This is a genomic window from Xanthomonas sp. AC360 (assembly GCF_979258225.1).
Genome location: NZ_OZ409846.1, coordinates 4,170,126 through 4,194,632, shown reverse-complemented (window position 1 = coordinate 4,194,632; position 24,507 = coordinate 4,170,126). Strand labels below are relative to the sequence as shown.

The 24,507-nt window shown below is 65.6% G+C and carries 22 protein-coding genes, 1 tRNA gene, 1 other RNA gene and 1 pseudogene; 11 read left to right on the top strand and 14 right to left on the bottom strand.

Features of this window, described 5'->3' with window-relative positions; all coding sequences use genetic code 11:
• The 8 genes from ACZZ0O_RS17960 (at position 1) to ACZZ0O_RS17925 (ending at position 8,359) form a co-directional block, all read left to right on the top strand.
• On the top strand, positions 1-612 hold the full coding sequence (locus ACZZ0O_RS17960) for a GNAT family N-acetyltransferase (protein ID WP_463591433.1): 612 nt from the start codon (positions 1-3) through the stop codon (positions 610-612).
• The gene (argC, locus tag ACZZ0O_RS17955) at positions 609-1,562 is read left to right on the top strand and encodes an N-acetyl-gamma-glutamyl-phosphate reductase (protein WP_463591432.1); all 954 of its coding nucleotides are present in this window, start codon (positions 609-611) and stop codon (positions 1,560-1,562) included. Before ACZZ0O_RS17960 ends, argC begins: the two co-directional genes overlap by 4 nt.
• A 109-nt stretch (positions 1,563-1,671) precedes the next feature.
• A complete protein-coding gene (locus tag ACZZ0O_RS17950) occupies positions 1,672-2,967 on the top strand; it encodes an argininosuccinate lyase (RefSeq protein WP_463591431.1) in 1,296 nt (431 codons plus the stop codon).
• A complete protein-coding gene (locus ACZZ0O_RS17945) occupies positions 2,967-3,329 on the top strand; it encodes a cupin domain-containing protein (RefSeq protein WP_055852323.1) in 363 nt (120 codons plus the stop codon). Before ACZZ0O_RS17950 ends, ACZZ0O_RS17945 begins: the two co-directional genes overlap by 1 nt.
• The gene (locus ACZZ0O_RS17940) at positions 3,329-3,589 is read left to right on the top strand and encodes a YciI family protein (protein WP_055852082.1); all 261 of its coding nucleotides are present in this window, start codon (positions 3,329-3,331) and stop codon (positions 3,587-3,589) included. The genes ACZZ0O_RS17945 and ACZZ0O_RS17940 overlap by 1 nt, the downstream gene beginning before the upstream one ends.
• A gap of 13 nt (positions 3,590-3,602) precedes the next feature.
• Complete coding sequence (gene proB / locus ACZZ0O_RS17935; protein ID WP_463591430.1) at positions 3,603-4,757, top strand: glutamate 5-kinase; 1,155 nt, start codon at positions 3,603-3,605, stop codon at positions 4,755-4,757.
• A gap of 159 nt (positions 4,758-4,916) precedes the next feature.
• Entirely contained in the window at positions 4,917-6,161 is a 1,245-nt protein-coding gene (locus ACZZ0O_RS17930) for a glutamate-5-semialdehyde dehydrogenase (RefSeq protein WP_463591429.1), read from the top strand.
• A 284-nt stretch (positions 6,162-6,445) separates the two neighbouring features.
• Positions 6,446-8,359 carry a CocE/NonD family hydrolase gene (locus ACZZ0O_RS17925; protein WP_463591428.1) on the top strand — a complete coding sequence of 638 codons (1,914 nt, stop codon included), beginning with the start codon at positions 6,446-6,448 and terminating at the stop codon, positions 8,357-8,359.
• On the opposite strand, the gene ACZZ0O_RS17920 is transcribed toward ACZZ0O_RS17925, so the two are convergent.
• From ACZZ0O_RS17920 to ACZZ0O_RS17900, 5 genes are all read right to left on the bottom strand, one after another.
• A complete protein-coding gene (locus ACZZ0O_RS17920) occupies positions 8,340-9,566 on the bottom strand; it encodes a CynX/NimT family MFS transporter (protein WP_161961733.1) in 1,227 nt (408 codons plus the stop codon). The two genes, ACZZ0O_RS17925 and ACZZ0O_RS17920, sit on opposite strands and share 20 nt — an antisense overlap.
• 123 nt (positions 9,567-9,689) lie before the next feature.
• A tRNA-Pro gene (locus ACZZ0O_RS17915) sits at positions 9,690-9,766 on the bottom strand.
• A 54-nt stretch (positions 9,767-9,820) separates the two neighbouring features.
• Positions 9,821-9,937, bottom strand: coding sequence for a cytochrome bd-I oxidase subunit CydX (gene cydX / locus ACZZ0O_RS17910; RefSeq protein ID WP_055852095.1), 117 nt, complete (start codon positions 9,935-9,937; stop codon positions 9,821-9,823).
• Between the two features lie 83 nt (positions 9,938-10,020).
• Positions 10,021-11,172, bottom strand: a complete 1,152-nt coding sequence (cydB, locus tag ACZZ0O_RS17905; RefSeq protein ID WP_463591427.1) for a cytochrome d ubiquinol oxidase subunit II — start codon at positions 11,170-11,172, stop codon at positions 10,021-10,023.
• 16 nt (positions 11,173-11,188) lie between these two features.
• Positions 11,189-12,826: a cytochrome ubiquinol oxidase subunit I gene (locus tag ACZZ0O_RS17900; protein WP_463591426.1), complete on the bottom strand. Its 1,638-nt coding sequence runs from the start codon at positions 12,824-12,826 to the stop codon at positions 11,189-11,191.
• A gap of 201 nt (positions 12,827-13,027) precedes the next feature.
• Here ACZZ0O_RS17900 and ACZZ0O_RS17895 point away from each other — a divergent pair.
• The 3 genes and pseudogenes from ACZZ0O_RS17895 to cydC all read left to right on the top strand — a co-directional run bounded on the left by ACZZ0O_RS17895 (position 13,028) and on the right by cydC (position 16,538).
• A non-coding RNA gene (locus ACZZ0O_RS17895) (sX9 sRNA) lies at positions 13,028-13,103 on the top strand.
• Between the two features lie 9 nt (positions 13,104-13,112).
• A pseudogene (gene cydD, locus ACZZ0O_RS17890) lies at positions 13,113-14,865 on the top strand (thiol reductant ABC exporter subunit CydD).
• A complete protein-coding gene (gene cydC / locus ACZZ0O_RS17885; RefSeq protein ID WP_463591425.1) occupies positions 14,862-16,538 on the top strand; it encodes a thiol reductant ABC exporter subunit CydC in 1,677 nt (558 codons plus the stop codon). The pseudogene cydD and the gene cydC overlap by 4 nt, the downstream one beginning before the upstream one ends.
• Positions 16,539-16,601: 63 nt before the next feature.
• Here cydC and ACZZ0O_RS17880 read toward each other — a convergent pair whose 3' ends face one another.
• The 9 genes from ACZZ0O_RS17880 to ccmC all read right to left on the bottom strand — a co-directional run bounded on the left by ACZZ0O_RS17880 (position 16,602) and on the right by ccmC (position 24,462).
• A complete protein-coding gene (locus ACZZ0O_RS17880) occupies positions 16,602-16,943 on the bottom strand; it encodes a DUF1294 domain-containing protein (protein WP_463591424.1) in 342 nt (113 codons plus the stop codon).
• A gap of 29 nt (positions 16,944-16,972) precedes the next feature.
• Positions 16,973-18,145: a homoserine O-acetyltransferase MetX gene (metX, locus tag ACZZ0O_RS17875; RefSeq protein ID WP_463591423.1), complete on the bottom strand. Its 1,173-nt coding sequence runs from the start codon at positions 18,143-18,145 to the stop codon at positions 16,973-16,975.
• Positions 18,146-18,795: 650 nt separating this feature from the next.
• Positions 18,796-19,803, bottom strand: a complete 1,008-nt coding sequence (locus ACZZ0O_RS17870) for a tetratricopeptide repeat protein (RefSeq protein ID WP_463591422.1) — start codon at positions 19,801-19,803, stop codon at positions 18,796-18,798.
• Positions 19,803-20,237 carry a cytochrome c-type biogenesis protein gene (locus tag ACZZ0O_RS17865; RefSeq protein ID WP_055852113.1) on the bottom strand — a complete coding sequence of 145 codons (435 nt, stop codon included), beginning with the start codon at positions 20,235-20,237 and terminating at the stop codon, positions 19,803-19,805. The genes ACZZ0O_RS17870 and ACZZ0O_RS17865 overlap by 1 nt, the downstream gene beginning before the upstream one ends.
• Positions 20,234-20,836, bottom strand: coding sequence for a DsbE family thiol:disulfide interchange protein (locus ACZZ0O_RS17860; protein WP_463591421.1), 603 nt, complete (start codon positions 20,834-20,836; stop codon positions 20,234-20,236). The genes ACZZ0O_RS17865 and ACZZ0O_RS17860 overlap by 4 nt, the downstream gene beginning before the upstream one ends.
• The gene (locus tag ACZZ0O_RS17855) at positions 20,829-22,766 is read right to left on the bottom strand and encodes a heme lyase CcmF/NrfE family subunit (RefSeq protein ID WP_463591420.1); all 1,938 of its coding nucleotides are present in this window, start codon (positions 22,764-22,766) and stop codon (positions 20,829-20,831) included. The genes ACZZ0O_RS17860 and ACZZ0O_RS17855 overlap by 8 nt, the downstream gene beginning before the upstream one ends.
• Positions 22,767-23,090: 324 nt before the next feature.
• Complete coding sequence (gene ccmE, locus ACZZ0O_RS17850) at positions 23,091-23,549, bottom strand: cytochrome c maturation protein CcmE (RefSeq protein WP_055852120.1); 459 nt, start codon at positions 23,547-23,549, stop codon at positions 23,091-23,093.
• Positions 23,546-23,716, bottom strand: coding sequence for a heme exporter protein CcmD (locus ACZZ0O_RS17845; protein WP_055852123.1), 171 nt, complete (start codon positions 23,714-23,716; stop codon positions 23,546-23,548). The genes ccmE and ACZZ0O_RS17845 overlap by 4 nt, the downstream gene beginning before the upstream one ends.
• Positions 23,713-24,462 carry a heme ABC transporter permease CcmC gene (ccmC, locus tag ACZZ0O_RS17840; protein WP_055852126.1) on the bottom strand — a complete coding sequence of 250 codons (750 nt, stop codon included), beginning with the start codon at positions 24,460-24,462 and terminating at the stop codon, positions 23,713-23,715. Before ccmC ends, ACZZ0O_RS17845 begins: the two co-directional genes overlap by 4 nt.
• Positions 24,463-24,507 lie beyond the last annotated feature (45 nt).

Here is a 24,507-nt window from a genome sequence, read left to right as displayed (position 1 = left end):
ATGACACCTGTCGCCTTGCCATCGGCCTGGAGCGAGATGCCTACCTTGCGCGGGCAGCACGCCACCCTGGAGCGGCTGCAGCCTGCGCATGCCGATGGCCTGCGTGCTGCGCTGGGCGACGGCGCGTTGTCGCGCTTGTGGTACACCGGCGTCCCGGCACCGGCCCAGGTCGATGCGTACATCGGTGCCGCGTTAGTAGCCTGCGCCGATGGCACGGCGTTGCCGTTGGTGGTACGCGATGCGGCAGGTGACATCGTCGGCTGCACGCGCTATTACGCGCTGGATGCCGCCGTGCCCCGGCTGTCGATCGGCTACACCTGGTACGCACCGCGCGTGCAACGCAGCGGCGTCAATACCGAAGCCAAGTTGATGCTGCTGCAGCACGCCTTCGAAACGCTGGGCTGCCTGAGCGTGGTGTTCGAAACCAGCTGGTTCAATCACACCTCGCGCGCGGCGATCGCGCGGCTGGGCGCAAAGCAGGACGGCGTACTGCGCAATCACACCCGCCACGCCGACGGTACGCCGCGCGATACCGTGGTGTTCTCCATCATCGATACGGAATGGGCCGGGGTGAAACGCCACCTGCAGTTCCGCCTGGAAGCAAACGCATGAGTGTTCAAGCAACAACCATCGGCATCGTTGGTGCCCGCGGGCATACCGGTTCGGAATTGATCAAGCTGGTCGTGGCGCATCCGCACCTGCAGCTGGTGTTCGTGTCCTCGCGCGAACTGGCGGGGCAGGCCGTGGCCGACCACAACGACGGCTATCGCGGCGATCTGCGATTCGAGAGCCTGGATGCCGACGCGGTGGCCGCCAAGGGCGCCGATGTCGTGATCCTGGCGCTGCCCAATGGCAAGGCCGAGCCGTTTGTTGCCGCAATCGATGCGCGCCGGCCGCAGACGCTGCTGATCGATCTGTCGGCAGACTATCGCTTCGACCCGGCGTGGTATTACGGTTTGCCGGAGCTCACCCGTGGCAAGTATGCGGGGCAGCGCCGCATCAGCAACCCCGGCTGCTATGCCACTGCAATGCAGCTGGCGATCACCCCATTGCTGGATCAGCTGGCCGGCCCGCCGCAATGCTTTGGCGTGTCCGGTTATTCCGGTGCGGGGACGACACCATCGGACAAGAACAACCCCGAGCTGCTCGCCGGCAATCTGATGCCGTATGCGCTGACCAACCACATGCACGAGCGCGAAGTGTCGGCGCAGCTTGGCGTGCCGGTGGAGTTCATGCCGCACGTGGCGCCGCATTTCCGCGGCATCACCATGACCGTCAACCTTTGGCTGCAGCAGCCGCTGACGCGCGAGCAGATCCAGGCGCGCTATGCGCAGCGTTACGCGGGCGAGCCGCTGATCGAGCTTGTCGACGAGGCGCCTTGGGTGAGCCGCATCGCAGGCAAACACGGCGTGCAGATTGGCGGCATCACCCTGGCGCCCGGCAACAAGCGCGTGGTGGTGGTGGCGACCCTGGACAACCTGCTCAAGGGCGCGGCGACCCAGGCCATGCAGAATCTCAACCTGGCGTTTGGCTGGGACGAGTTGACCGCAATTTCGAAGTGATTCTCGGGACCAGGGACCAGGGACCCGGGACCCGGGAAGAGCAAGGGCAAACGCTCCTGCTTTTCCGGGTCCCCAGTCCCCGGTCCCCGGTCCCGCAAAAAGGACCCAAATGACTAATCTGTTGTGGCAAAAGCCCGGTGTTGCGGTGGACGCCAAAATCCAGACGTTTCTGGCCGGCGACGACGTGATCCTGGATCGCGAATTCTTCCTGCACGACATCGCAGCCAGCAAGGCGCATGCGCAGGGGCTGCAGCACATCGGCATCCTGTCCTTGCAGGAGCTGGGCGGCTTGAGCGAACAACTCGATCTGCTGGCGGAGGATTTCCGCAGCGGCGCGTTCGTGCTCGATGCGCAGTACGAAGATTGCCATTCGGCGATCGAAGCCCGCTTGACCGAGCGTCTGGGCGATGCCGGGCGCAAGATCCACACCGGGCGCAGTCGCAACGATCAGATTCTGGTCGCCACCCGGCTATGGTTGAAGCACAAGCTGCAGCGCGTGGCCGAGCTCAGCCGCGAGATCGCCAATGTGGCGCTGGATCGCGCGCAGGCCGAAGCTGCATTGCCGGTGCCGGGCTACACGCATATCCAGCGTGCGGTGGTGTCGTCGGCGGGCATGTGGTGGGCGGGCTGGGCAGAGGCGTTTATCGATAACGCCGTGCGCGCGACCGATACCCTGCACCTGGTGGACAGCAACCCGCTCGGCACCGCCGCCGGGTATGGCGTCAATCTTCCGCTGGACCGTGCGCATACCACTGCCGAGCTCGGCTTTGCACGTCTGCAGGTGTCGCCGATCTACGCGCAGCTGTCGCGTGGCAAATACGAGCTGGCCGCACTCGAAGCACTGGGCAGCGCCACGCTGGACCTGCGCCGTATCGCCTGGGATCTGTCGCTGTTCACCAGCGGCGAATTCGCTTTCGTCGCGTTGCCGGCGCAGTACACCACCGGCAGCTCGATCATGCCGAACAAGCGCAACCCGGACGTGATCGAACTGATGCGTGCCACCCATGCCAGTGTGGCGGCGGCGCGTACCGAGATCGAACAACTGTTGTCGCTGCCTTCCGGTTACCACCGCGATCTGCAGAGCAGCAAGGGCGCCATCGTGCACGGTTTCGGCCGTGGTCTGGCTGCGCTGGAATTGCTGCCTGCGTTGCTTGCCAATCTGGAATGGCGCCCGGACAAGTTGCATGCAGCGATCGACTCGGGCATGTACGCCACGGATGTGGCGGTGGAAGCGGCCGTGGCTGGTGTGCCGTTTCGCGATGCCTACAAGGCTGCCGCGGAAGCATCCGAGAGCGCAGGGCAGGGACGCACGCCGGAAGGCAGCCTGGCCGCGCGCGTCTCGCCCGGTGCCGCAGCCGATCTGCAACTGGATGTGTTGCGCGCGCGTTGGCAGGCGCTGCGCTGATGGCCATGATCAGCACCGACACGGCCGAGCATTACCCCTGGGGCGAGGCCTGCGAAGGCTGGCATCTGTTGCGCGACCCCAACTTGAGCGTGCTCGAAGAACGCATGCCGCCAGGCGCCGCAGAGTTGCGCCATCGGCATAGTCGCGCACGGCATTTTTTCTACGTCGTGGCCGGTGAAGTGATGCTGCAGCTGGACGGCGCGCAACATGTGCTGCGGGTCGGGCAGGGCTTGCACGTGCCGCCGGGGTCTACCCATCAGATGCACAATCTGTCGGACGTGGAAGCGCGCTTTCTGGTGATTTCCGCACCGCATGGTCGCGAACGCACGTCAGCGGCCGCACGCATCAAGGACGCAGGCTGATGAAGACGCGCTATCTGGTGTTGGCGATCCGCAATGCCACGTTTCCCGCCGATGTGGTGGAGCCGCATCTGGCGTTTCTGGAGGAACTGCGAGCCGCCGGGCAGCTTGAGTTGACCGGTGGTTTCAGCGATCGCTCCGGTGGGGCGTATGTGCTGGTCAACGTCGACAGTCTGGAGGAGGCCAAGCGGATCGTCGCGCGCGACCCCCTGGTGCTGCGCGATGCGTCCACACTGACCGTCTACGAATGGAACACGTTCTGAGTACCTTGCCCCCATGAGTACGCCCGCCGGCACGTCATCGCCCTTTACCGAGCAACCGCTGCCGCCATGGCGGCGTGCGGTGCTCAAGGTCGGCAGCAGCCTGCTTGCCGCCGATGGCGGTGGCCTGTCGCCGCGTTTTGCGCTGGGGTTGGCGCAGTTCGTCTCGGCCAATCTGGCGGCCGGACGTGAACTGGTGATCGTATCGTCGGGCGCAGTGGCCGCAGGCCGCGCAATCTTGCCGAAGGCTGCCGAGATCGGCGCGCCGATCGCAGCGCGACAGGCGCTGGCTGCGCTGGGTCAGGCGCAGTTGATCGCGCTGTGGCAACGCTTTTTCGAACGGCCGGTCGCGCAGGTGCTGCTCACGCACGACGACCTGCGCAACCGTCGTCGTTATCTCAATGCACGCGCCACCTTGGGCGAGTTGCTGCGGCTGGGCGCGCTGCCGGTGATCAACGAGAACGACACCGTGTCGGTGGACGAGCTCAAGCTGGGCGATAACGACAATCTGGCCGCAATCGTCGCCGCGCTGGTCGATGCCGATGCGCTTTTCATCGCCACCGACATCGACGGCCTGTACAGCGCCGACCCACGCAGCAACCCATCGGCGCGGCCGCTTGACGATGTTCCCGAGCTCACGCCACAGGTGATGGCGATGGCTGGCGGCAGCGGCAGCAGCGTGGGCACCGGCGGCATGCGCACCAAGCTCGAAGCCGCTGCAAAGGCGGGCGCGGCCGGCATCGAAACCTATCTGTTCAATGGCCGCAGCGGCGAGGTGGTACGCGGGCTGGCGCAGGATCGCCTGAGCGGTACGCGCATCCACGCCGCACGTACGCGCATCGCGGCACGCAAATACTGGCTGCGTCATGCACCGGTGGAGGCGGGCGCCATCCTGATCGATGCGGGCGCTGCAACCGCGCTGTGCGACAAGGGCGCATCGCTGTTGCCGGGCGGCGTTGCCGGTGCCGAAGGCGACTTCCGTCGCGGTGACATGGTGGAGATCCGTCTGCGCGATGCCGACGGCGAGCGCTGTCTGGCACGTGGCGTCAGCCAGTATTCGGCGCTGGATATCCGCCGGATTGCGCGCCGACACTCGCGCGAGATCGACAGCGTGCTCGGTTACAGCTATGGCGAGAACGTGGTACATCGCGACGATTTGGTGCTTTTGTAGCTGGGATTCGGGAATGGGCATTCGGGATTGGCAACAGCATGTGCACTGCATTTCTCAAATGCCGCTTCTACGTCCCAGCGACTGATTGCCTTGCGGTGATAAAACGATAGCCCTGCTTTTGCGAATCCCAAATTCCCAATCCCAAATCCCGGCCCCCAAATGACCATCAAAACGCTCGCTCTGCAATGCCGCGATGCCGCGCAGGTACTGTCGCAACTCTCTGCTGAGGCAAAGCAATCCTTGCTCGAAGCGATGGCTGCGGCACTGGAAGCCGATGCCGCATTGATCCTGGCTGCCAACGCGCGCGATCTCGAGGCGGCACGGGTGAAGGGAACGGCTAGCGCCATGCTCGATCGGCTGGCGCTGGACGACACGCGCCTGGCCGGCATCGCGGCGGCATTGCGCGAGGTGGCGCAGTTGCCAGACCCGGTCGGTCAGATCACGCGCGACGACACGCGCCCCAATGGCATCCGCGTGCAGAAGGTGCGCGTGCCGCTGGGCGTGATCGCGATGATCTACGAGGCCCGCCCCAACGTCACCGCCGATGCGGCCGCGCTATGCATCAAGGCGGGCAATGGCGTGATCCTGCGTGGCGGCTCAGAAGCGATCCAGTCCAACACCGCCATTGCGCGTGCGTTGCAACGCGCCTTGCGCGAGGCCGGCGTTCCGGAAGCGGCATTGACGTTGGTCGAGGATCTGCGCCGCGAGACCATGCTGGAGTTGCTGCAGCTCAGCGACATCATCGACCTGGCGATTCCGCGCGGTGGCGAAGGGCTCATTCGTTTTGTCGCCGAACACGCGCGTGTGCCGGTGATCAAGCATTACAAGGGCGTGTGCCATCTGTTTGTGGATGCATCGGCCGATATGGAGCGTGCCGTGCGTCTGCTGGTCGATGGCAAGGCGAGCCGGCCATCGGCGTGCAATTCGCTGGAAACGCTGTTGGTGCATGCGGACATCGCCGAGCGCTTTGTGCCGCTGGCCGCCGCTGCGCTGCGTGCCCGCAACGTGGAGTTGCGGGGCGATGCGGAAACGCGCGTGCTAGTGCACGACATCGCGCCTGCCAGCGACGACGACTATGCGGCCGAGTTTCTGGATCTGATTCTGGCAATCCGCGTGGTTGCGGACCTGGACACCGCGCTGGCCCATATCCGTCAGTACGGCTCGGACCATACCGAAGTCATCGTCACCGAAGACGCCGCAAACGCCGAGCGCTTCGTGCACGCGCTGCGCTCGGCGGTGGTGATGGTCAACGCCTCCTCGCGCTTCTCCGATGGTGGCGAACTTGGCCTGGGCGCGGAGATCGGCATCTCGACCACGCGTCTGCACGCTTATGGCCCGATGGGCCTGGAAGCGCTCACCGTGGAGCGCTTTGTGGTGCGTGGGCAAGGCCAGGTGCGGCACTGATCGGCACGCGGCGGGTCAGGCGTGTGGTTTCCCGCCAGCGAGCCTTGAGCTGTTGAGGCATCGATGTCGCGCCCTTGGTTGAAGGGGGTTGGCATCGTGAGCTTACGCAACACTGCATGCGCCACGGCCCGCAACCAGCGTGCGTGCAAAGCCGTGCACCGCATCCAGGCCCATTCGCAGCGAGTACGGCACGCCCAACCTTCCAACCACGACCTTTGACACTCCCCCGGCAGCCCGCCACCTGCCTACAGTCGACGATTACCCCGCACGTTCTGGAGTCGTCGATGCGCCGCTTTGCCGCCTGCCTGCTTGCCACCGCCATTGCCGCCGCCACCGGTAGCGCAGTCGCACAGACCTCGCCGATGACGCCGGACATCACCGGCAAGCCGTTCGTGGCAAGCGACGCCGCCAACGACTACATCAAGTGCGAGGTGATGATCCCGATGCGCGACGGCGTGAAGCTGCACACCGTGATCGTGATGCCCAAGGGCGCGCGCCATGCGCCGATGGTGCTGACGCGCACGCCCTACGATGCCAGCGGCCGTAGCGAGCGGCTGGCATCGCCGCACATGAAGGATCTGCTGCCGCTCGGCGACGACGTGTTTGTGGAAGGCGGCTACATCCGCGTGTTCCAGGACGTGCGCGGCAAGTACGGCTCCGAAGGCGACTACGTGATGACCCGCCCGCTGCGTGGCGCACTCAATCCCAGCGCTGTGGATCACGCCACCGATGCGTGGGACACCATCGACTGGCTGGTCAATAACGTTGCCGAATCCAACGGCAAGGTCGGCATGATCGGCTCGTCCTACGAGGGCTTCACCGTGGTGATGGCGCTGACCAACCCGCATCCCGCATTGAAGGTGGCCGCGCCGGAAAGCCCGATGATCGATGGCTGGATGGGCGACGACTGGTTCAATTACGGCGCGTTCCGCCAGGTCAACTTCGACTACTTCACCGGCCAGCTCAGCAAGCGCGGCAAGGGCACCGGCATCCCGCGGCAGGGGCAGGACGATTACAGCAATTTCCTGCGGGCCGGGTCGGCTGGGGATTTCGCCAAGGCAGCAGGGCTGGAGCAATTGCCGTGGTGGCACAAGCTCACCGAACACCCGGCCTACGATGCGTTCTGGCAGGAGCAGGCGCTGGACAAGGTGATGGCGCGTACGCCGCTCAAGGTGCCCACGATGTGGCTGCAGGGGCTGTGGGACCAGGAAGACATGTGGGGCGCGATTCACAGCTACGCGGCAATGGAACCGCGCGACACGCGCAACACGCTCAACTATCTGGTGATGGGGCCGTGGCGGCACAGCCAGGTCAATGCCGAGGGCGGTACGCTGGGCGCGCTCACGTTCGATGGCGATACCGCGCGTCAGTTCCGCCGCGATGTGTTGCGCCCGTTTTTCGACCAATACCTGGTCGATGGCGCGCCCAAGGCGAGTACGCCGCCGGTCTTCATCTACGACACCGGCGAGAACCGCTGGGATCGCCTGCAGTCCTGGCCGCGCAGTTGCGACAAGGGCTGCGCGTCGGCGAGCAAACCGCTGTATCTGCAGGCCGGCGGCAAGCTGTCCTTCGACAAACCCGCTGCCGGGCAGAGCGCGTTTGAAGAATACGTTTCCGACCCGGCCAAGCCGGTGCCGTTCGTGCCGCGCCCGGTGGATTTTGGCGACCGCAGCATGTGGACCACCTGGCTGGTGCACGACCAGCGCTTTGTGGACGGCCGGCCCGATGTGCTGACCTTCGTCACCGAACCGCTGACCGAACCGCTACAGATCGCCGGTGCGCCCGACGTGCATCTGCAGGCCTCCACCAGTGGCAGCGACAGCGACTGGGTGGTCAAGCTGATCGATGTGTACCCGGATGAGATGGCGTCCAGCCCGAAGATGGGCGGCTATGAGCTTCCAGTGTCGCTGGCGATCTTCCGCGGCCGGTATCGCGAGAGTTTCAGCACGCCCAAGCCGCTGGCGGCCAATCAACCGCTGGCGTTCGAGTTTGGCCTGCCCACCGCCAATCACACCTTCCAGAAGGGCCATCGGGTGATGGTGCAGGTGCAATCCAGCCTGTTCCCGCTGTACGACCGCAACCCGCAGACTTACGTGCCGAATCTCTTCTTCGCCAAGCCAGGCGATTATCAAAAGGCCACCCAGCGCGTCTACGTGACGCCGGAGCAGCCCAGCTACATCAGTCTGCCGGTGCGCTGACTGCACGGGCGCCGCGTGCCGGCGGCGCCCATAGGTCTTCCAGCAGCTGTGGGCGGCAGGCCACCCAGGCGGCGGCCAGCTGCACCACGATGCAGATCACCAGAAACCCGAACGGTGCTGTCCAGCCGCCGCGATGCGCATGCAGCCAGCCGAACAGAAACGGCCCCAGGCAGCTCACCGCATAGCCCACGCCTTGCGAAAAACCCGAGAGCGCGGCCGAGCCCGCAGCAGTGCGGCTGCGTTGATTGACCAGCACCAGCGCCAGCGGAAAGGTGCTGGGCCCCAGGCCGAGCAAGGTCACCCACAGGATCGGCGCCGCCAGCGGTGCCCAGCACAGCCCGGCGAACGCGATCAGATGGCAGGCCGCGCACAGCAGCACGATCGGGAACGGGTTGCGCATGCGCACTGCCAATGCCGGCATGGTCAACGCACCGACCATGCCCAGCGCGGCGAACAGCGCGACCATGGTGCCGCCGAACGCAGGCGAGGCGCCGGCTTCGCGCAGCAGCGTGGGGAGCCAGGTGAACATCGAATAGGTCACCAGCGAGGTCATGCCGAAGGTGATCGCCATGCTCCAGCCCAAGGCGGTGCGTGCGACCCGGCCTTCGGCCTCAGGGGTTGGCGTGACCGGCGCCGGGCCGGTCGCGCGCAGACGGCCCTGGTTGGTGTGCACCAGCGCCCAGGCCGCCAAGGCGAGCAGCGCCGGCAGTACCCACACCACCATCGAGCTGCGCCAGCCCAGCGCGTCGGCCACCGGCACCGCCATCAACGCCGGCAACAGGGTGCCGACCTGCAGCACGGTGATGTACAGCGTGCTGACGCGGCCCACGCGGTCGCCAAAGTAACGCTTCACCAACGGCGGCAACACCACGTTGCCCATGCCCATGCCGGCCAGCGCCACCAGCGAGCCCACCAGCAGCCCGCCAGTGCCCGGCAGCAGCGGGCGCAATACCAGCCCGAGCGTGGCCAGCGCCATCGACACCAGCGCCGTGCGCAGCAGGCCGAAGCGACGCAAGACGGCTGGCGTTGCAACGCCGGTCAAGGCAAATGCAGCGGTGGGCAACATGCCGAGCGCGCCCATGGTCGGCGCACCGAACGCGTATTCGTCGGCGATGCGTTCCAGCAGCGGAGTGAGTGAGGTCACCGCCGTGCGCAAGTTGAAGGCGGACAACAAAATGGCGGCCAGCACCAAACCTCGCCCACGCAATTGGGCAGACGGGGACGAGGCGGCAGTGACAACAGACATGACAGACCATCCGCACCGTGCACAGCCGTGCGACGGCGCCTGAAAACACAAAACCGGCACGAGGCCGGTTTTGTGTTTTGAAACTGGTCGGGGAGACAGGATTCGAACCTGCGACCTCTACGTCCCGAACGTAGCGCTCTACCAGACTGAGCTACACCCCGAAGGAGCCGCGTATGTTACATAGGGAATGCGGAATCGGCAAGCATCTGTCGCAATTATTTTTCCTGCGGCCGATGCGCGCGCTCGGGCTCGCGTGCTTCGAACCACATGCCGTTGAGGACAGCGGCCAATGCCGCCAGGCCAGTGCCGAGAATCCAGGCGAAGTACCACATCATTGTGCTCCTGAAAAACGGTGAGAGAGTGGGAAGGCGAGCGCGGCTGCGACGACGTGCTGGCGTCGCAGCCATTGCGTCAGCTAATACGCATTGGGATTGGCTGAGAGTTCTTCGGCAGTGACCTTGCCCTTGAGTACGCGATACACCCACGCCGTGTAGGCCAGGATGATCGGCATGAAGACGGTGGTGGCCAGCAACATGATCCACAGCGTGAGGCGGCTGCTGGAGGCATCCCACAGCGTCAGGCTGGCACTCGGTGCAGTGGACGACGGCAGCAGGAACGGGAACAGCGCAAACCCCACCGTAAAGACAATGCCGACGATGGCGCTGCCCGACGCAATGAACGCCAGGCCGCCGCGCCGCGCGCGCAACAGCACTGCGCTCATCGCAAGCCCGAGCAGGCCGAGCAGCGGCGCCATCAAGGTGGCCGGCATGCTGCTGTAGTTGTGCAGCCAACCACCGGCGGCCGTGAGTGCTGCGGTCTTGGCCAGCGGATTGGTCTGTGCATCGGTCGCCAGCACCGATGTCACCGCATAGCCCGGCAAGCCAAGCGCCACCCAGATACCGGCTGCAGCAAACAACGCCACCGCAGCCATCGCGGCGGTGCTACCGACACGCGCAGCGCGGTCGGCCACCGGTCCATCGGTCTTGAGCACCAGCATCGCCGCGCCGTGGGCGATCAGCATCGCCACGCTGAGCAGGCCAGCGAGCAAGGCAAACGGCGTCAGTAGCCCGAACAGATTGCCGGTGTAGAACGTGCGCATGCTGTCGTCGAAATGGAACGGCACACCCAGCACGACATTGCCAACCGCCACGCCCATGATCAACGCCGGAACGAACCCACCGACGAACAAGGCCCAGTCCCAGGTGCTGCGCCAGCGTTGATCCACCAGTTTGCCGCGGAACTTGAAGCCGACCGGCCGCAGGATGAGCGCAAACAACATCACGAACATCGCCAGATAGAAACCGGAAAAACTCACCGCATACAGCGGCGGGAACGCGGCGAAGATCGCGCCGCCGCCCAGAATCAACCACACCTGGTTGCCTTCCCAGACCGGGCCGACGGTGTTGATCACCAGCCGGCGTTCGGCATCGTTTTTGGCAACGAACGGCAGCAGCGCGCCGACGCCCAGATCGAAGCCGCCCATCACCGCGTAACCAGACAGCAGCACGCCGAGTAGCAGCCACCAGATCACACGTAAAGTTGTGTAGTCGAGCAATACGAAATCCATCACGGTCTCTCCTGGGTTACGGTGCGCTGCCGGCCACGGCGCCCGAGCTCAACGGTGCGCGACTCAACGGGGCATGACTCATCGGGGCATGACCTTGCGGCAAGGAAGGCGACGCGCTGGGTTGCGTCGGCGGGAACAGCACGTCCGGGCCAGTGCGGATGGTCTTGAGCGATAACTTGATCGCGATCACCAGCAGCGTGGTGTACAGCGCGGTAAAGCCCACCAGCGTCAGCACGATCTCGTACAAATCCAGACCCGATGCGGCGTAGAACGTGGGCAACACGCCTTCCACCGCCCAGGGCTGGCGGCCGTATTCGGCCACGAACCAACCGCATTCGATCGCGATCCACGGCAGCGGCAGCGTCCACATCGCCAAGGTCAGGAACCAGCGCTTTTCCTGGAAGGTGTGTTTGCAGGCGAACCAGAACGCAATGGCGAAGAAGGCGATGAGATAGATACCAATGCCGGCCATGATGCGGAAGGTCCAGAACAGCGGCAGCACGCGTGGCACGGTGTCCATCGCCGCCTGCGCGATCTGCTCGGGCGTGGCGTTGCCGATATCGTCGCGATAACGCTTCAGCAGCAAGCCGTGGCCCAGGTCCTGCCAATGCGCGTCGAAGACCTTGCGTGCTTCGGCATCATTGGTGTCGGCGCGGATACGCTGCAGCGCGCCGTAGGCGATCTGCCCACCGCGGATGCGATGCTCGGCGCGTCCAACGAGTTCCAGAATGCCGGGAATCGGCGTATCCAGCGAGCGGGTGGCGATCAGGCCCATTAGATACGGAATCTTGATGGCGTAGTCGTTGTGATGGGTCTGCTGGTTGGGAATGCCGAAGGCGGTAAAGTCGGCTGGCGCGGCTTCGGTTTCCCACATCGCTTCGATCGCGGCTAGCTTCATTTTCTGGTGCTCGTTGGCGGCATAGCCGCTCTCGTCGCCCAGCACCACCACCGACAGCGACGACAGCAGGCCGAAGGCTGCGGCCACCGCAAACGAGCGGCGTGCCATCTCGGCGTGCTTGCCGTGCAGCAGGTAAAACGCGCTGATCGACATCACGAACACCGCGCCGAGCACGTAACCGGCACTGACGGTGTGCACGAACTTGGCCTGCGCCACCGGATTGAACAGCACCGCCATGAAATCCACCACTTCCATGCGCATGGTGTCCGGGTTGAATACCGCGCCGGTCGGGTTCTGCATCCAGCCGTTGGCGATCAGGATCCATAGCGCGGAGAAGTTGCTGCCCAAGGCCACCAGCCAGGTGGTGATCAGGTGCTGCACCTTGCTCAGGCGATTCCAGCCCAGGAAAAACAGGCCCAGGAAGGTCGCCTCGAGAAAGAATGCCATCAGCCCTTCGATCGCCAGCGGCGCGCCGAAGATATCGCCCACGTAATGGCTGTAGTACGACCAGTTCATGCCGAACTCGAACTCCATCACGATGCCGGTGCCGACACCCATGGCGAAGTTGATGCCGAACAACACGCCCCAGAACATGGTCATGCGCCGCCAGATCGGCTTGCCGGTCATGACGTAGACGCTTTCCATGATGCCGAGCAGGAACGACAGGCCCATGGTCAGCGGTGGAAAGATGAAGTGGTACATCGCGGTGACTGCGAATTGCAGTCGCGATAGTTCGACAACGGTCGAGTCGATCATGGCAGGGTGGCCTGGTTGAGTATCGGTGAGCAACGTGGCGGATCATCTGCCGTCGCCGCGCTGCGCGCGTTGATCCAAATCAATGCGGCCCCGATCGGGTGCGGCACACTGTCCATCCCGCAGTGGACAGTGGCGACTTAGAGCAGCTAACAAAACGACTGTGCAGCCGCCAGGCGGACGCGGCCGGTGCTCGGAATCGGCATGTACCACCTGTACACTCCGGTTCCTCCGCGCCGTCCGCACCCACCTGACGACTGCTCGCTACGTTTTGTTAGCCGCTCTTACAATCGCCTGCGATGCACCGCCTGAAGAGAGCCATGTGAGCCAGCCCAGCGTGCAAGCCAGCGAAACTTCCGCCCAGCGCCGTCAACGCGGCCAGTGGCTGGATGCGCTTGCCGCACCCGCTGCACGGGCCAGGCGGCTGTCCGGTGTGGCGGTGGCGCTGTCTGGCGTGTTGTTGCTTGCGCAATCGGCGGCCATTGCGTGGTTGGTGCAAGCGGTGCTGGTGCAGCACCTGGCGCTGGCACAGCTGCGTCATGTGGGCATCGGGTTGCTGCTCGCAATGCTTGGGCGCGCCGTGCTCACGGGGTGGGCGCAAGCGCTGACCGGCGAAGTGGCAGATGCTGGCCAAGCGCGAACTGCGGATGCGCATTGCGCGTCGGCTGGTGCTGCACGGGCCGCTGTGGCTACGCCGGCAACGCAGCGGTGAACTTGGCGAGTTGAGCCTGGCGCATACCGATGCGCTGGAGGGTTATTTCGTCGGTTATCAGCTGGCGCGCACCGAGATGATGCTGGTGCCGCCAGCGATCCTGATCGCGGTGTTTTCGGTCGACTGGGTGGTAGGCCTGGTGTTGTTGCTGACCGCGCCGTTGATTCCCTTCTTCATGATGCTGGTGGGGTGGGGCGCAGAAGCCGCAGGCCGCGAGCAACTCGGCGAGCTGGCGCGGATGGGCGGGCACTTTGCCGATCGTCTGAAGGGGCTGGGCTTGCTGCGTGTGTACGGGCGCGGGGAGGCCGAATTGGGCGGCATTGCCGCAGCGGCCGAAGGCGTGCGCGAGCGCTCGCTCAAGGTACTGCGCATCGCGTTTCTGTCGTCCACGGTGCTGGAATTCTTCGCCTCAGTGAGCGTGGCCATCGTGGCCTTGTACTTCGGTCTGAGCTATCTGGGCATGCTCGACCTGCACGGGCTGCCATCGCTGGGCGCGGGCATGTTCTGCTTGCTGTTGGCGCCGGAATTCTTTGCGCCGTTGCGGCGTCTTGCAGCGCATTACCACGACCGTGCTAACGCGCTGGCCGCCGTGATCGAGGCCGAGCGGTTGCTGGAAGGCTTTGTGACCGAAGCCGACGCCATTGCCCCAGTTGCAGCGCCGCCGCCGCGCGCCTTGGAGCCTGCGCAGGCGCATGCGCCGTTGCTGCAGGCACGTGGTTTGGCGCTGCGCCCGCTTGGCGCGCCGCACACGGTGATCACGCAGTTTTCGCTGGACCTGCAGCCCGGTCAGCGCGTGGCGGTGATCGGTGCCAGCGGTAGCGGCAAGAGCACCTTGCTGGAAGGGCTTGCCGGTTGGCTGCCACCGGAAGCGGGCAGTGTGGTGCTGCGCCCGGGCACGCGTGTGGGCTATGCCACGCAGCGGCCGTATCTGTTTCACGGCAGCATTGCCGACAACCTGCGGCTGGCCGATCCGCAGGCCAGCGATGCGCAGCTGCATGCAGTGGCCGATGCGGCGCAAGTGGTGCGCTTTGCCGCGCAGCTGCCGGCGGGCCTAGACACGGTGATCGGCGAACGCGGCTTTGGCCTGTCCGGTGGCGAAGCACGACGTGTGGCATTGGCGCGGCTGCTATTGCGCGCGCCGGATCTGCTGCTGCTGGACGAACCCACCGCGTTTCTCGACCCGGACACAGAAGCCGAATTGCTGCGCGCACTCGGGGTACTCGCACGCGGCCGTGCAGTGGTAGTGGCGACGCACAGCCCTGCAGTGATGCGCTGGGCCGATACGGTGATCGATCTGCGCGGCACCACCGTGACGGCGAGCGCGCCATGAGCGGCGCACGCCACGATCGTCTGAGCGAGGTGTTTCGCCGGCATGCCTGGCGCTTGCTGCTGTCCGCGCTGCTGGTGCTGGTCACCATGCTGGCCGGAGTGGGTCTGTTGAGTCTGTCCGGCAGCTTTCTCACGGCGGCGGCATTGGCTGGCGTTGCCGGCATGGGGGCAGGCTTCAATTTCTTCTCGCCTTCGGCTGGCATCCGCGCGTTGACGTTTGCGCGCATCGTGTCGCGCTATGGCGAAAAATTGATCGGCCACGATGCCACCTTGCGTATCGCCCGCGATCTGCGGGTGTGGTTCTTCCGTCGTGCGTTGCCGCTTGCGCCGGGGCGGTTGTCGGCCACGCGCACCGGCGATCTGTTGGCGCGGTTGATGTCCGACATCGGCGAAGTCGATGGCCTGAGCGTGCGCGCGCTTGCGCCGCTGACGGCGCTGCTCGGCATCTGGTTGGCCGGTGCGGGTGCCGCTGCGTTGATCTATCCGCCGGCCGCGTTGTTGTTGCTGGCGCTTGGTGTGCTGATTGGCGGGCTGGTGCCCTGGCAGGTGGCACGTGGTGGCGCGCAGCGCGAGCAGCTGCGCGCACAGCAACGCACGGCGTTGCGCACGCAGGCGTTCGAAGGTCTGGAAGGTGCAGCGGATCTGGCAGCGGTCGATGCGCAGGGTGCCTGGCTGCATCAGCTCGACGCCGCTGCGGCAGCAGTGATGGATGGCGACCGCGTGCAGCGCCGTCGATTGATCGCCGGCAACCTGCTGCATGCGGTGTGCGGGGCCATCGGTCTGGCCGGCATGTTGTGGCTTGCCTTGAGCGCCGCCGAGCGTGGGCTGATTGCAGCGGACATGGCCGCAGGCCTGGTGTTTCTGACCATGGCGCTGCTGGAGGTATGGGCGGGTGCCGGGCTGGCCCTGCAGGCACTGCAAAGCGCACGCGTCGCAGCGCGGCGCCTGCAGTCCATCGTCGATCAAGCGCCTTCGGTCAGCGAGCCGGTGCAGGCAGTCGACGTGCCACGCACGGGCACGCTGCACCTGCATCAGGTGTCGTTTACATGGCCCGGTGGCGCGCGGCCGGTGCTGCACGCGCTCGATCTGACACTGGCAGCTGGCGAACGCATCGCCATCAGCGGCGACAGCGGCAGTGGCAAGAGCACTTTGTCGGCGCTGCTGCTGCGGCTATGGGACCCGCAGGCCGGGCAGGTGAGTTATGCCGGCATCGATCTGCGTCACTGCGCGCAGGCGCAATGGCATCGACGCATCGCCTGGTTGCCGCAGAACGCACCGGTGTTTGCCGGCAGCGTGCGCGAGAATCTGGCCATCGGCGATGCCGATGCCGACGATGCCGCCATGTGGCAGGTATTGCAGCAGGTGCGCCTGCACGACTGGGCCAGCGCGCACCATGGTCTGGACACCTGGGTGGGCGAAAACGGCGCCACGCTCTCCGCAGGCCAGGCTCGCCGCCTTGCGCTTGCGCGTGCGCTGTTACGCGATGCTCCCATCCTGCTGCTCGACGAACCCACCGACGGCCTGGACGTGGACACGGCGCACGCCCTGTTGCTCGATCTGTCGGCCGCGCTTGGCCAGCGCAGCCTGGTGATGATCACCCACGACAGCGTGCCTGCCGGCGTAGTGCAACGGCGCTACCGCATGCGTGCCGGGGTGCTGGAGCCACTGCCGTGACACGTGTTTGACCGGTGAGGGTTATCGCTGCGCGACCGCTGACGGCGGCTTGCAGCACCCGCATTACATCGATCGATTTACCGCCCATGCAAGCACCGCGCTGTTCGCGATTGCCGTGGCCCAGAAGGTGATCTGGAAGGAGGTCTTGCTGGATTTGTGCCGGAACAGCGACTGCGCCAACAGCGCGCCGGGCCAGCCACCCAGCACTGCAATGCCATGCAAAGTGGTCTCCGGCGTTCGTCGCTGGCCGCGGGTTGCCGAGATCTTGTCGCGCCGGTAAGCGATCAGCGCCACGAGGCTGGCAACCGCGTACCAGACTGCAACCCAGACCGGCAGTAGACCTGCTGCGACGATGCTGGCCATGCTCACCGCAAATAGCGCGGTCAGTGTCTTGCGCGGCACCATGCTGCGCGCGCTTGGCCTGGATCTGGAAATCAGCAGGCGTCCAGAAAAGCGCGCACCGCTGGGCCGAAGCGGGCGAAGTCCACCAGAAACGCATCGTGGCCCTGCGGCGAATCCAGGCCGATAAAGCGCGCATCCGCGCCGCCTGCACGCAACCCTTCGGCAATCTGTTCCTGCTGCTGCACCGGGAACAGGATGTCGGTGTTGGCGCCGATCGCCAGCGCACGTTCGATGCGGATGTGTGCCAGGCCGGCCAGCACCTCGGCCTCGGTGGAGACGTCTGCAGCCGGCGTGCTGCCGATCTGCGTGCCGGCGATGGACGATGCATCCACATAATCGGCCAGATCGAACCAGTCCATCGAGCGGCTCAGATACAGATAGCAGTTGGGATCGAAGAAGCGCACGAAGCGACGCGCATGGCCTTCGAGATAGCTTTCGACCTGAAATTCCAGGCCGAACGGATCATCGGCGGCCTGTTCGGAATCCAGCCGCACCCGGCCAAAGCGGCCGTCCCATTCCAGCGCAGAGCGGTAGGTGATCACGCCGAGTTTGCGTGCCATGCGCATGCCCGATTCCGGGTAGCGCGTGTCGTCGTAGTGGCCGCCATTCCAATGCGGATCCAGCCGGATCGCTTCGCGCTGCAGCGAGCGGATGGCAATGGAAAACGGCAACGCCTGTGCGCTGCCGGAGATGTTGATATGGCTGCGCGCAATGCCGGGATGCCGCAGCAATAACGCCAGCGCGGTCATGCCACCCATCGAGTTGCCGATCAGGCAGGCGAGCTGTTCGATGCCCAGCGCACGCACGACATCGGCCGCTGCATCGGCGACATCTTCGATCGACAGATCCGGAAAGGTCAGGCGATACAACTGCCCGGTTGCCGGATCGATGGACGCAGGTCCGGTGGAGCCCTTGCAGCTGCCCAGCGAATTGATGCACACCACAAACCAGCGCTCGGTATCGATCGGCTTGCCCGGCCCCAGCATCGCGTCCCACCAACCTGGCTCGAGGTTGGCCTGATTTGCGGCTGCATGCGCGTTAGGCGACAAGCCAGTGACGATCAGCACCGCGTTGCTGCGATCGGCCGCCAGCGTGCCCCAGGTTTCGTAGGCCACATGGGCCTGATGCAGCTCACCGCCGCGCTTCATCGGAAACGGCGACGGCAGTGCGTGGAATAACGTGCCTGCAGGGATGAATTCGGTCATGTCGCAATTCTATCCGGCGCGGCGGTGGGCGGCGTGGTGAATCGGGAAGTGGACTCGGTTTGAGCCCTTGGGTTGTGTGATGCCAGCTTTTAACGCTGTTGATTTGCGGCTTGGTTGCAGGGCCCTTGCCCGCTCACCATCGCAGGACACGCTGCAAGTACGTCCATGTAGCTCCGTGGCGGCATCCATGCGGCCAAGGGTCCTGCAACGGTGAGCGGACAAGGACCAGTCCAGACGGACGGTGTGCTTGGTCAAGAGCCATGCGTGATGAGGCTTGTTGACGCATGATGCGCCGGCCCAACCTTCGACGCATGCCGAGCGACAAGCAGCTTTTCACGCGACTGCCGACCAACTATCTGGTCCGGTGTCCTTGCCGATTGCGGGACCGTTGGCGGCACGGATGCCGCCAACGAGCCCCCAGGGATGGGTTTACGGCGTGTCCCGCGAGCGGCGAGGGCACCGCGCCCTCGATGCTGCGGCTTCGTTTCAGGGCCTTGCTTGCCCACCATCGCAAGACACGCTGCAAGCACGTCTCTGCGAGCTTTACGCGGCATCCATGCCGAGTAAGGTCTCGCGACGGTGAGCGGGCAAGGACCCGTCGAGATGGTCGTGCGCAGGCGCTGGCATGGAATGCTGTACGTGGCGAGCAATCAGCGCCCGATTACCAACTCCACATCCGCCTTGGCCGGCAACTCCACCGTCACCGGCGCACTTTCCACATCGTCGGCCTGGCGCATGGCGTTGCCGCTACGCGACAAGCGCGCCAGCACTTGCACGGTGTCCAGCGACGACAGGGTGCGGGTCGGCATCGGGCTGTCGCCATCGTCCAGGGTGATGATCAACGGCAGCTCGCTGAGCGTGTGCTTTTCCACCGCAACCGGCATCGGCGTGCCGGCTGCGCGTGCGATCACGAATACGCTGGTGTCGCCAGGCAGGCCGGCACGCTGCGCGAACGCCGCATCCAGCGACACGCGTACGCTGATGCGCTTGCCGGCAGATGTGTCGGCGGTGGGCGAGGGTGTCAGCGGCGCAAGTTTGGCTTCTTGTCGCGCGGCGTTGATTTGTTCGAGCAGGCCGGGCCGGGTGGCGGCGTCGACCACGCTCAGTAACGGTTCCCAGGTTGCGCTGGCCTTGGCTGGTTGACCTGCCTGACGCTGCACCACGCCGAGAAACCAGCGTGCGCGCTGATGGTCCGGTTGCACCACCAGCGCGTGTTCGAGCAGACGCATCGCCTCCGGGTCCGGGCGACCGCTGTCGTCGGAGAGCATGCGCGACTGCGCGGCCGCCACCAGCACGTCCGGCTCGTCCGGGCGCAGCGCCACCGCACGCGCAAACGCGTCGCTGGCCTCGGCGAATTTCTGCTGGCTGGACAACGAGCGCCCCAGCAACACCCAGCCTTCGGCCTGATCGGGGTTGCGCGCCAGGGCGCTGCGCAGCTGCACGATGGCTTCGTCCAGGGTGCGTGGCGTGGCCGGGCGGTCGGCCACCTGTTCGATCGCCGACGGTGTGCCGACCAGCCAGTACAGCGCCGCGCTTGCAGCCAGCAACAGCAGCGCAACGCTGGCGGTCAGGGCGCGGGTTTCGCGCCACAGCGGGCGCAGCGCCACGCCGAAGGCAAGCAGCGCGACCACCGCAACCGCAAGGACAAAGCCGACCATCACCACTCCTGCTCATCGGCGGGCAACGCGGGCGCCGCAGCGCTGCGTCGACGCACCACAACCATCACCACCACCCCGCCCAGCAGCAACACCAGCAACGGGCCGAACCACAGCAGCCAGGTGCGCGATTCCACCTGCGGGCGATACAGCACGAACTCGCCATAGCGGGCGACCAGAAACTGCCGGATCTGCGCATCGCTGCGGCCTTCGTGCATCAAGGCCAGTACCTCGCGGCGCAGATCCTGCGCAATCTGCGCATTGGAATCGGCCAGCGACTGGTTCTGGCACTGCACGCAACGCAGCTCGGCGGTCAGTGCATGGAAGCGCGCTTCTTCGGCCGCCGAGCGGTATTGCAGCGGTGACGGATCGCCGACCGGCTGGGCCAGGGCCAGCCAGGGCAATAGCAGTAGCGTGAGCAGCCAGGCGCGCATCATTGGGGGGCGTGCAGGTCCGGTGCGGCGGTGGGCGAGCGCTCGATCTTGCTCAGCATCGGAATCAACTGGGTGTCGATGATGGATTGGGTGAGCATGCCGCTGTATTTCCAGCGCACCACGCCGCGCCCGTCGACCAGAAAGGTTTCCGGCGCGGCAGCGATGCCGAAGTCGATGGCGGTGCGCCCGTCCTTGTCTGCAACCACCAGCAGATACGGGTTGCCCAGCTGCTCAAGCCAGCGCAAGGCATCGGCGCGCTCGTCCTTCCAGTTGTAGCCGATCACGCGCACGCGCTTGGTCAGCGCAAAGCGGCTCAATACCGGGTGTTCTTCGCGGCAGGCCGGGCACCAGCTGCCCCACACGTTGATGATGTAAGGCGCTCCGCGCAGCTCGCGCGCACGCACCACGATGCTGGGGTCGTGCAGCAGCGGCAGCGCGAACTCCGGCGCCGGTTTGCCGATCAGGGCCGAGGGCAGGGCATCGCGATCGCCCTGACCGGAGCGCACCACCGCGTAGACCAGCAGCGCTGCAAGTGCGAGCAGCAGCACGATGGCGCCCACGAGTACGGCAGTGGGCAAGCGGGGCGAACGTGACTCAACCATCTTGGATCTCCGGAGAACGACGAAAACGCCGGTCGGCCGCGGTGACCAGGCCACCGAGCGCCATCAGCAACGCCCCCAGCCAGATCCAGCGGACGAACGGTTTGAGGTGGACGCGCACCGCCCAGGCCTGATTGCCCAGCGGTTCGCCAAGCGCGACATACAGGTCGCCGAACGGGCCGGGGCGGATCGCCGCCTCGGTCAAGGTCTGCCCGCCGCTGGCATAACGCCGTTTTTCTGCGTGCAGCACGCCCACCGGCGCATCGTCCTTGAACACCTGCAGGTTGGCGCGGTCGGAGACGTAATTGGGCCCGCGCAGTTCTTCCACGGTGTCGAAGTGCAGCGCGTAGCGGCCGATCTGCACCTGCTGGCCCGGTGCCAGCGCGACTTCGCGTTGCAGGCTCAGCGACTCCACCAGCAAGGCACCGGCCAGAAATACCGCAACGCCAAGATGCGCCAGCACCATGCCTAGCATTTCGGCAGTGAACTTGCGCCCCTTGGCCGCGCGGCGGGTCCACAGAAAGCGCGCCGTGCCAAGCATCACCCACGCCGCGCCGGCCACGCCGATGGCGGCTTTGAGCTGGCCTTGCGGCGCCATGAACCAGGCCAGCACGCCTGCGGCAAGCGCCAGGCCAGCCCACGGCGCCAGCATCGCCAGCGGCCGCGACGCCTGCTCGCGCTGCCAGCGGGTGAGCGGGCCGAACGGCAGCAGCGCCACCAGCGGCGCCATCAACACCACAAACAGGGTGCCGAAGTAGGGCGGGCCGACCGACAGCTTGCCCAGGCCCAGCGCATCGGCCAGCAACGGATACAGCGTGCCGAGCAGCACCATCGCGCAGGCGCAGGTGAGCAGCAGGTTGTTCAACAGCAGCAAGGTTTCGCGCGAGCTGCCGGCAAACGCGCGGCGCGGGTCGTTGCTGGCGGACATGCCCGGCGCGCGCAGAACGTACAGCAGCAATGCGCCACCGACCACGATCAGCAGAAACACCAGGATGAACAGCCCGCGCGACGGGTCGGCAGCGAACGAATGCACGCTGGTCAGCACGCCCGAGCGCACCAGAAAGGTCCCCAGCAACGAGAGCGCAAATGCCGCAATGGCCAGCAGCAAGGTCCAGCTGGCGAAGCTGCCGCGTTTTTCGGTGACCGCTTGCGAATGCAGCAACGCGGTGCCGACTAGCCACGGCATGAAACTGGCGTTTTCCACCGGGTCCCAGAACCACCAACCGCCCCAGCCCAGTTCGTAATACGCCCACCAGCTGCCCAGTGCGATGCCCACGGTGAGCATCGACCACGCCACATTTGTCCACGGCCGCGTCCAGCGCAGCCAGCGCGCATCCATGCGGCCTTCCAGCAGCGCGGCGATGGCAAAGGCGAACGGCACCGCAAAGCCGACGTAGCCGCAATACAGCATCGGCGGATGGATGATCAGCCCCGGGTCCTGCAGCAGCGGATTGAGGTCGGCGCCTTCCAGCGGCACCGGCAGCAGCCGCGCGAACGGATTGGAGGTAAACAACAAAAACGCCAGGAAGCCGATGCTGATCAGTGCCATCACCCCCAGCACGCGCGCGATCACCTGCGCCGGCAACTGCCGCGACCACACTGCCACCGCGCCGGTCCACAGCGCCAGCACCAGCGTCCACAGCAGCAGCGAGCCTTCGTGCGCACCCCACACCGCCGAGTAGCGGTAGATCACCGGCAACAGGCTGTTGGAATTTTCGGCGACATAGCGCACCGAAAAGTCCTGCACCAAGAACGCATGCGTCAACAGCGCGAAGGCCGCGGCGATCAGGCCCAGCTGCATCAATGCTGCCGGGCGCGCCACCGCCATCCAGCTGCGGCGCCCGCGCTGCGCGCCAGCCAGCGGCAATGCGGCCTGCACCAGCGCGACCAGCAGGGCGAGGACCAACAGAAAGGTGCCGAGCTCAGGAAGCATGGGGAACTCGGGATTGGGAGCAAAGATTCGTAGACCGCTGCCGCGAACCGGCAATCAAAAACCGGAGCAGGCCGGACACAGGGGCGTTACCGGAACAGGTGTTTCCTGTCGTGGTGTCATGTTCGTTGTTGGAACACGCAGCTCCTGTCGCGGTGCCAGGTTGCTTGGTGTGCGCGGCCGCGCGGCGGCGTGCTGCCTGGCGGAACTGGAGCGACAGCATCAAAGACGGGTAGGCCGTCAACGCGGCACCATCCGCGCCGATGTCAGGGCTCTCACTTGCCTGCGCTTGCCGGTGACCCGGTCTGCCGCCACTGCTTCCGACCGTCACTGCGTCACCTTGCCTGGGGCCACCTGGTGCTTGCGATGCGCGCTGCCCATCTTGTCTGCCACTTCCTTCGGCATATAGGTTTCATCGTGTTTGGCCAGCACGTCTTCGGCCACGAACACGCCTTGCTGCATACGACCGGTGGCGACCACGGCCTGACCCTCGCGGAACAGGTCCGGCAGGATGCGGTCATAACGCACCGCCAGCTGCGCGTCGCCGTCGGTGACGCGGAACTGCGCTTCCAGCGAACCGGAGGCGCGTTTGAATGAGCCTTTTTCGACCATACCGCCGAGCCGGAACCGGGCGTGATCGCCGGCATCGCCGCGCAACACCTCCGACGGCGTGTACAGATACGCCACGTTGCGCTGCAAGGCCATCGCCACCAGCGTGGTCGCAAGACCAGCGGCCAGCACCAGCGCCAGCACCAGCCACAGCCGGCGGCGACGTTGCGGGTTCATCGGGTCAGCTCCGCATCGCTGGGCACCGTGCGCTTGCGCTCACGCAAGCGGCGCGCCTGCGCGATCTTCAAGGCACGACGCACCTGCCAGCGGCCGGCGATCAGGTCCCACAGCAGCACCAGCACAAACACCGCGTAGGCGGCGATCACGTAAGGCAGATAGCTCATGCCGCGCCCTCGGCATCGCGCACGATCCAGGCCTTGCCGGCCTCGCGGCGCAGGTTGTCGGCGCGCGCGCGGGTGAGCAGCGACCCGGCGAACCAGAACTTGGTGCCGATCACCATCAACCACAGCGGCAGCAGCATGCTGGCATCGATCGTCGAAGGGCCAAGCAGACGAATGCTCTGACCCTGATGCAGCGAGTTCCACCACACCACTGAATAGCGGATCACCGGCAGCAGCGCCACACCGACGATCGCCAGCAACGCGGCCGCACGTGCCGCCTGGCGACGGTCGTCGATGGCGTGATACAGGCCGATCACGCCCAGATACAAGAACAGCAGAATCAGTTCGGTGGTCAGGCGCGGGTCCCAGTCCCACCAGGCGCCCCACATCGGCTTGCCCCAGATGCTGCCGGTGAGCAACGTGATCACGGTGAATGCCGCGCCGATCGGTGCGCATGCCATCGCCAGGATCTCGCACACCTTGATGCGCCAGATCAGCGCGATCGCCGCATACACCGCCATCAGCCCGAACACGAACAAGCTCATCCACGCGCTCGGCACATGGATGTAGAGAATGCGGAAGCTATCGCCTTGCTGGTAGTCGGCCGGCACCGCAAACAGCGCCTGCCACATGCCTGCGCCCAGCAGCAATGCCGCCAGCGCGTAGCACCACGGCGCCCAGCGCGCGGTAAATCGGTCGAAGATCGGAGGTGAGGCGACTTGGTGGAACCAGCGGACGACGACGTTCATGCGATGGCGATGGCTCTTGGCGTGGCGATGGCTTTTTGCATGGAG

Bases quoted from the DNA above. Each gene is read 5' to 3' on its own strand.
- ACZZ0O_RS17960 (WP_463591433.1), top strand. From the start codon at position 1: ATGACACCTGTCGCCTTGCCATCGGCCTGGAGCGAGATGCCTACCTTG.
- argC (WP_463591432.1), top strand. From the start codon at position 609: ATGAGTGTTCAAGCAACAACCATCGGCATCGTTGGTGCCCGCGGGCAT.
- ACZZ0O_RS17950 (WP_463591431.1), top strand. From the start codon at position 1,672: ATGACTAATCTGTTGTGGCAAAAGCCCGGTGTTGCGGTGGACGCCAAA.
- ACZZ0O_RS17945 (WP_055852323.1), top strand. From the start codon at position 2,967: ATGGCCATGATCAGCACCGACACGGCCGAGCATTACCCCTGGGGCGAG.
- ACZZ0O_RS17940 (WP_055852082.1), top strand. From the start codon at position 3,329: ATGAAGACGCGCTATCTGGTGTTGGCGATCCGCAATGCCACGTTTCCC.
- proB (WP_463591430.1), top strand. From the start codon at position 3,603: ATGAGTACGCCCGCCGGCACGTCATCGCCCTTTACCGAGCAACCGCTG.
- ACZZ0O_RS17930 (WP_463591429.1), top strand. From the start codon at position 4,917: ATGACCATCAAAACGCTCGCTCTGCAATGCCGCGATGCCGCGCAGGTA.
- ACZZ0O_RS17925 (WP_463591428.1), top strand. From the start codon at position 6,446: ATGCGCCGCTTTGCCGCCTGCCTGCTTGCCACCGCCATTGCCGCCGCC.
- cydX (WP_055852095.1), bottom strand. From the start codon at position 9,937: ATGTGGTACTTCGCCTGGATTCTCGGCACTGGCCTGGCGGCATTGGCC.
- cydB (WP_463591427.1), bottom strand. From the start codon at position 11,172: ATGGATTTCGTATTGCTCGACTACACAACTTTACGTGTGATCTGGTGG.
- ACZZ0O_RS17900 (WP_463591426.1), bottom strand. From the start codon at position 12,826: ATGATCGACTCGACCGTTGTCGAACTATCGCGACTGCAATTCGCAGTC.
- cydC (WP_463591425.1), top strand. From the start codon at position 14,862: ATGAGCGGCGCACGCCACGATCGTCTGAGCGAGGTGTTTCGCCGGCAT.
- ACZZ0O_RS17880 (WP_463591424.1), bottom strand. From the start codon at position 16,943: ATGGTGCCGCGCAAGACACTGACCGCGCTATTTGCGGTGAGCATGGCC.
- metX (WP_463591423.1), bottom strand. From the start codon at position 18,145: ATGACCGAATTCATCCCTGCAGGCACGTTATTCCACGCACTGCCGTCG.
- ACZZ0O_RS17870 (WP_463591422.1), bottom strand. From the start codon at position 19,803: ATGGTCGGCTTTGTCCTTGCGGTTGCGGTGGTCGCGCTGCTTGCCTTC.
- ACZZ0O_RS17865 (WP_055852113.1), bottom strand. From the start codon at position 20,237: ATGATGCGCGCCTGGCTGCTCACGCTACTGCTATTGCCCTGGCTGGCC.
- ACZZ0O_RS17860 (WP_463591421.1), bottom strand. From the start codon at position 20,836: ATGGTTGAGTCACGTTCGCCCCGCTTGCCCACTGCCGTACTCGTGGGC.
- ACZZ0O_RS17855 (WP_463591420.1), bottom strand. From the start codon at position 22,766: ATGCTTCCTGAGCTCGGCACCTTTCTGTTGGTCCTCGCCCTGCTGGTC.
- ccmE (WP_055852120.1), bottom strand. From the start codon at position 23,549: ATGAACCCGCAACGTCGCCGCCGGCTGTGGCTGGTGCTGGCGCTGGTG.
- ACZZ0O_RS17845 (WP_055852123.1), bottom strand. From the start codon at position 23,716: ATGAGCTATCTGCCTTACGTGATCGCCGCCTACGCGGTGTTTGTGCTG.
- ccmC (WP_055852126.1), bottom strand. From the start codon at position 24,462: ATGAACGTCGTCGTCCGCTGGTTCCACCAAGTCGCCTCACCTCCGATC.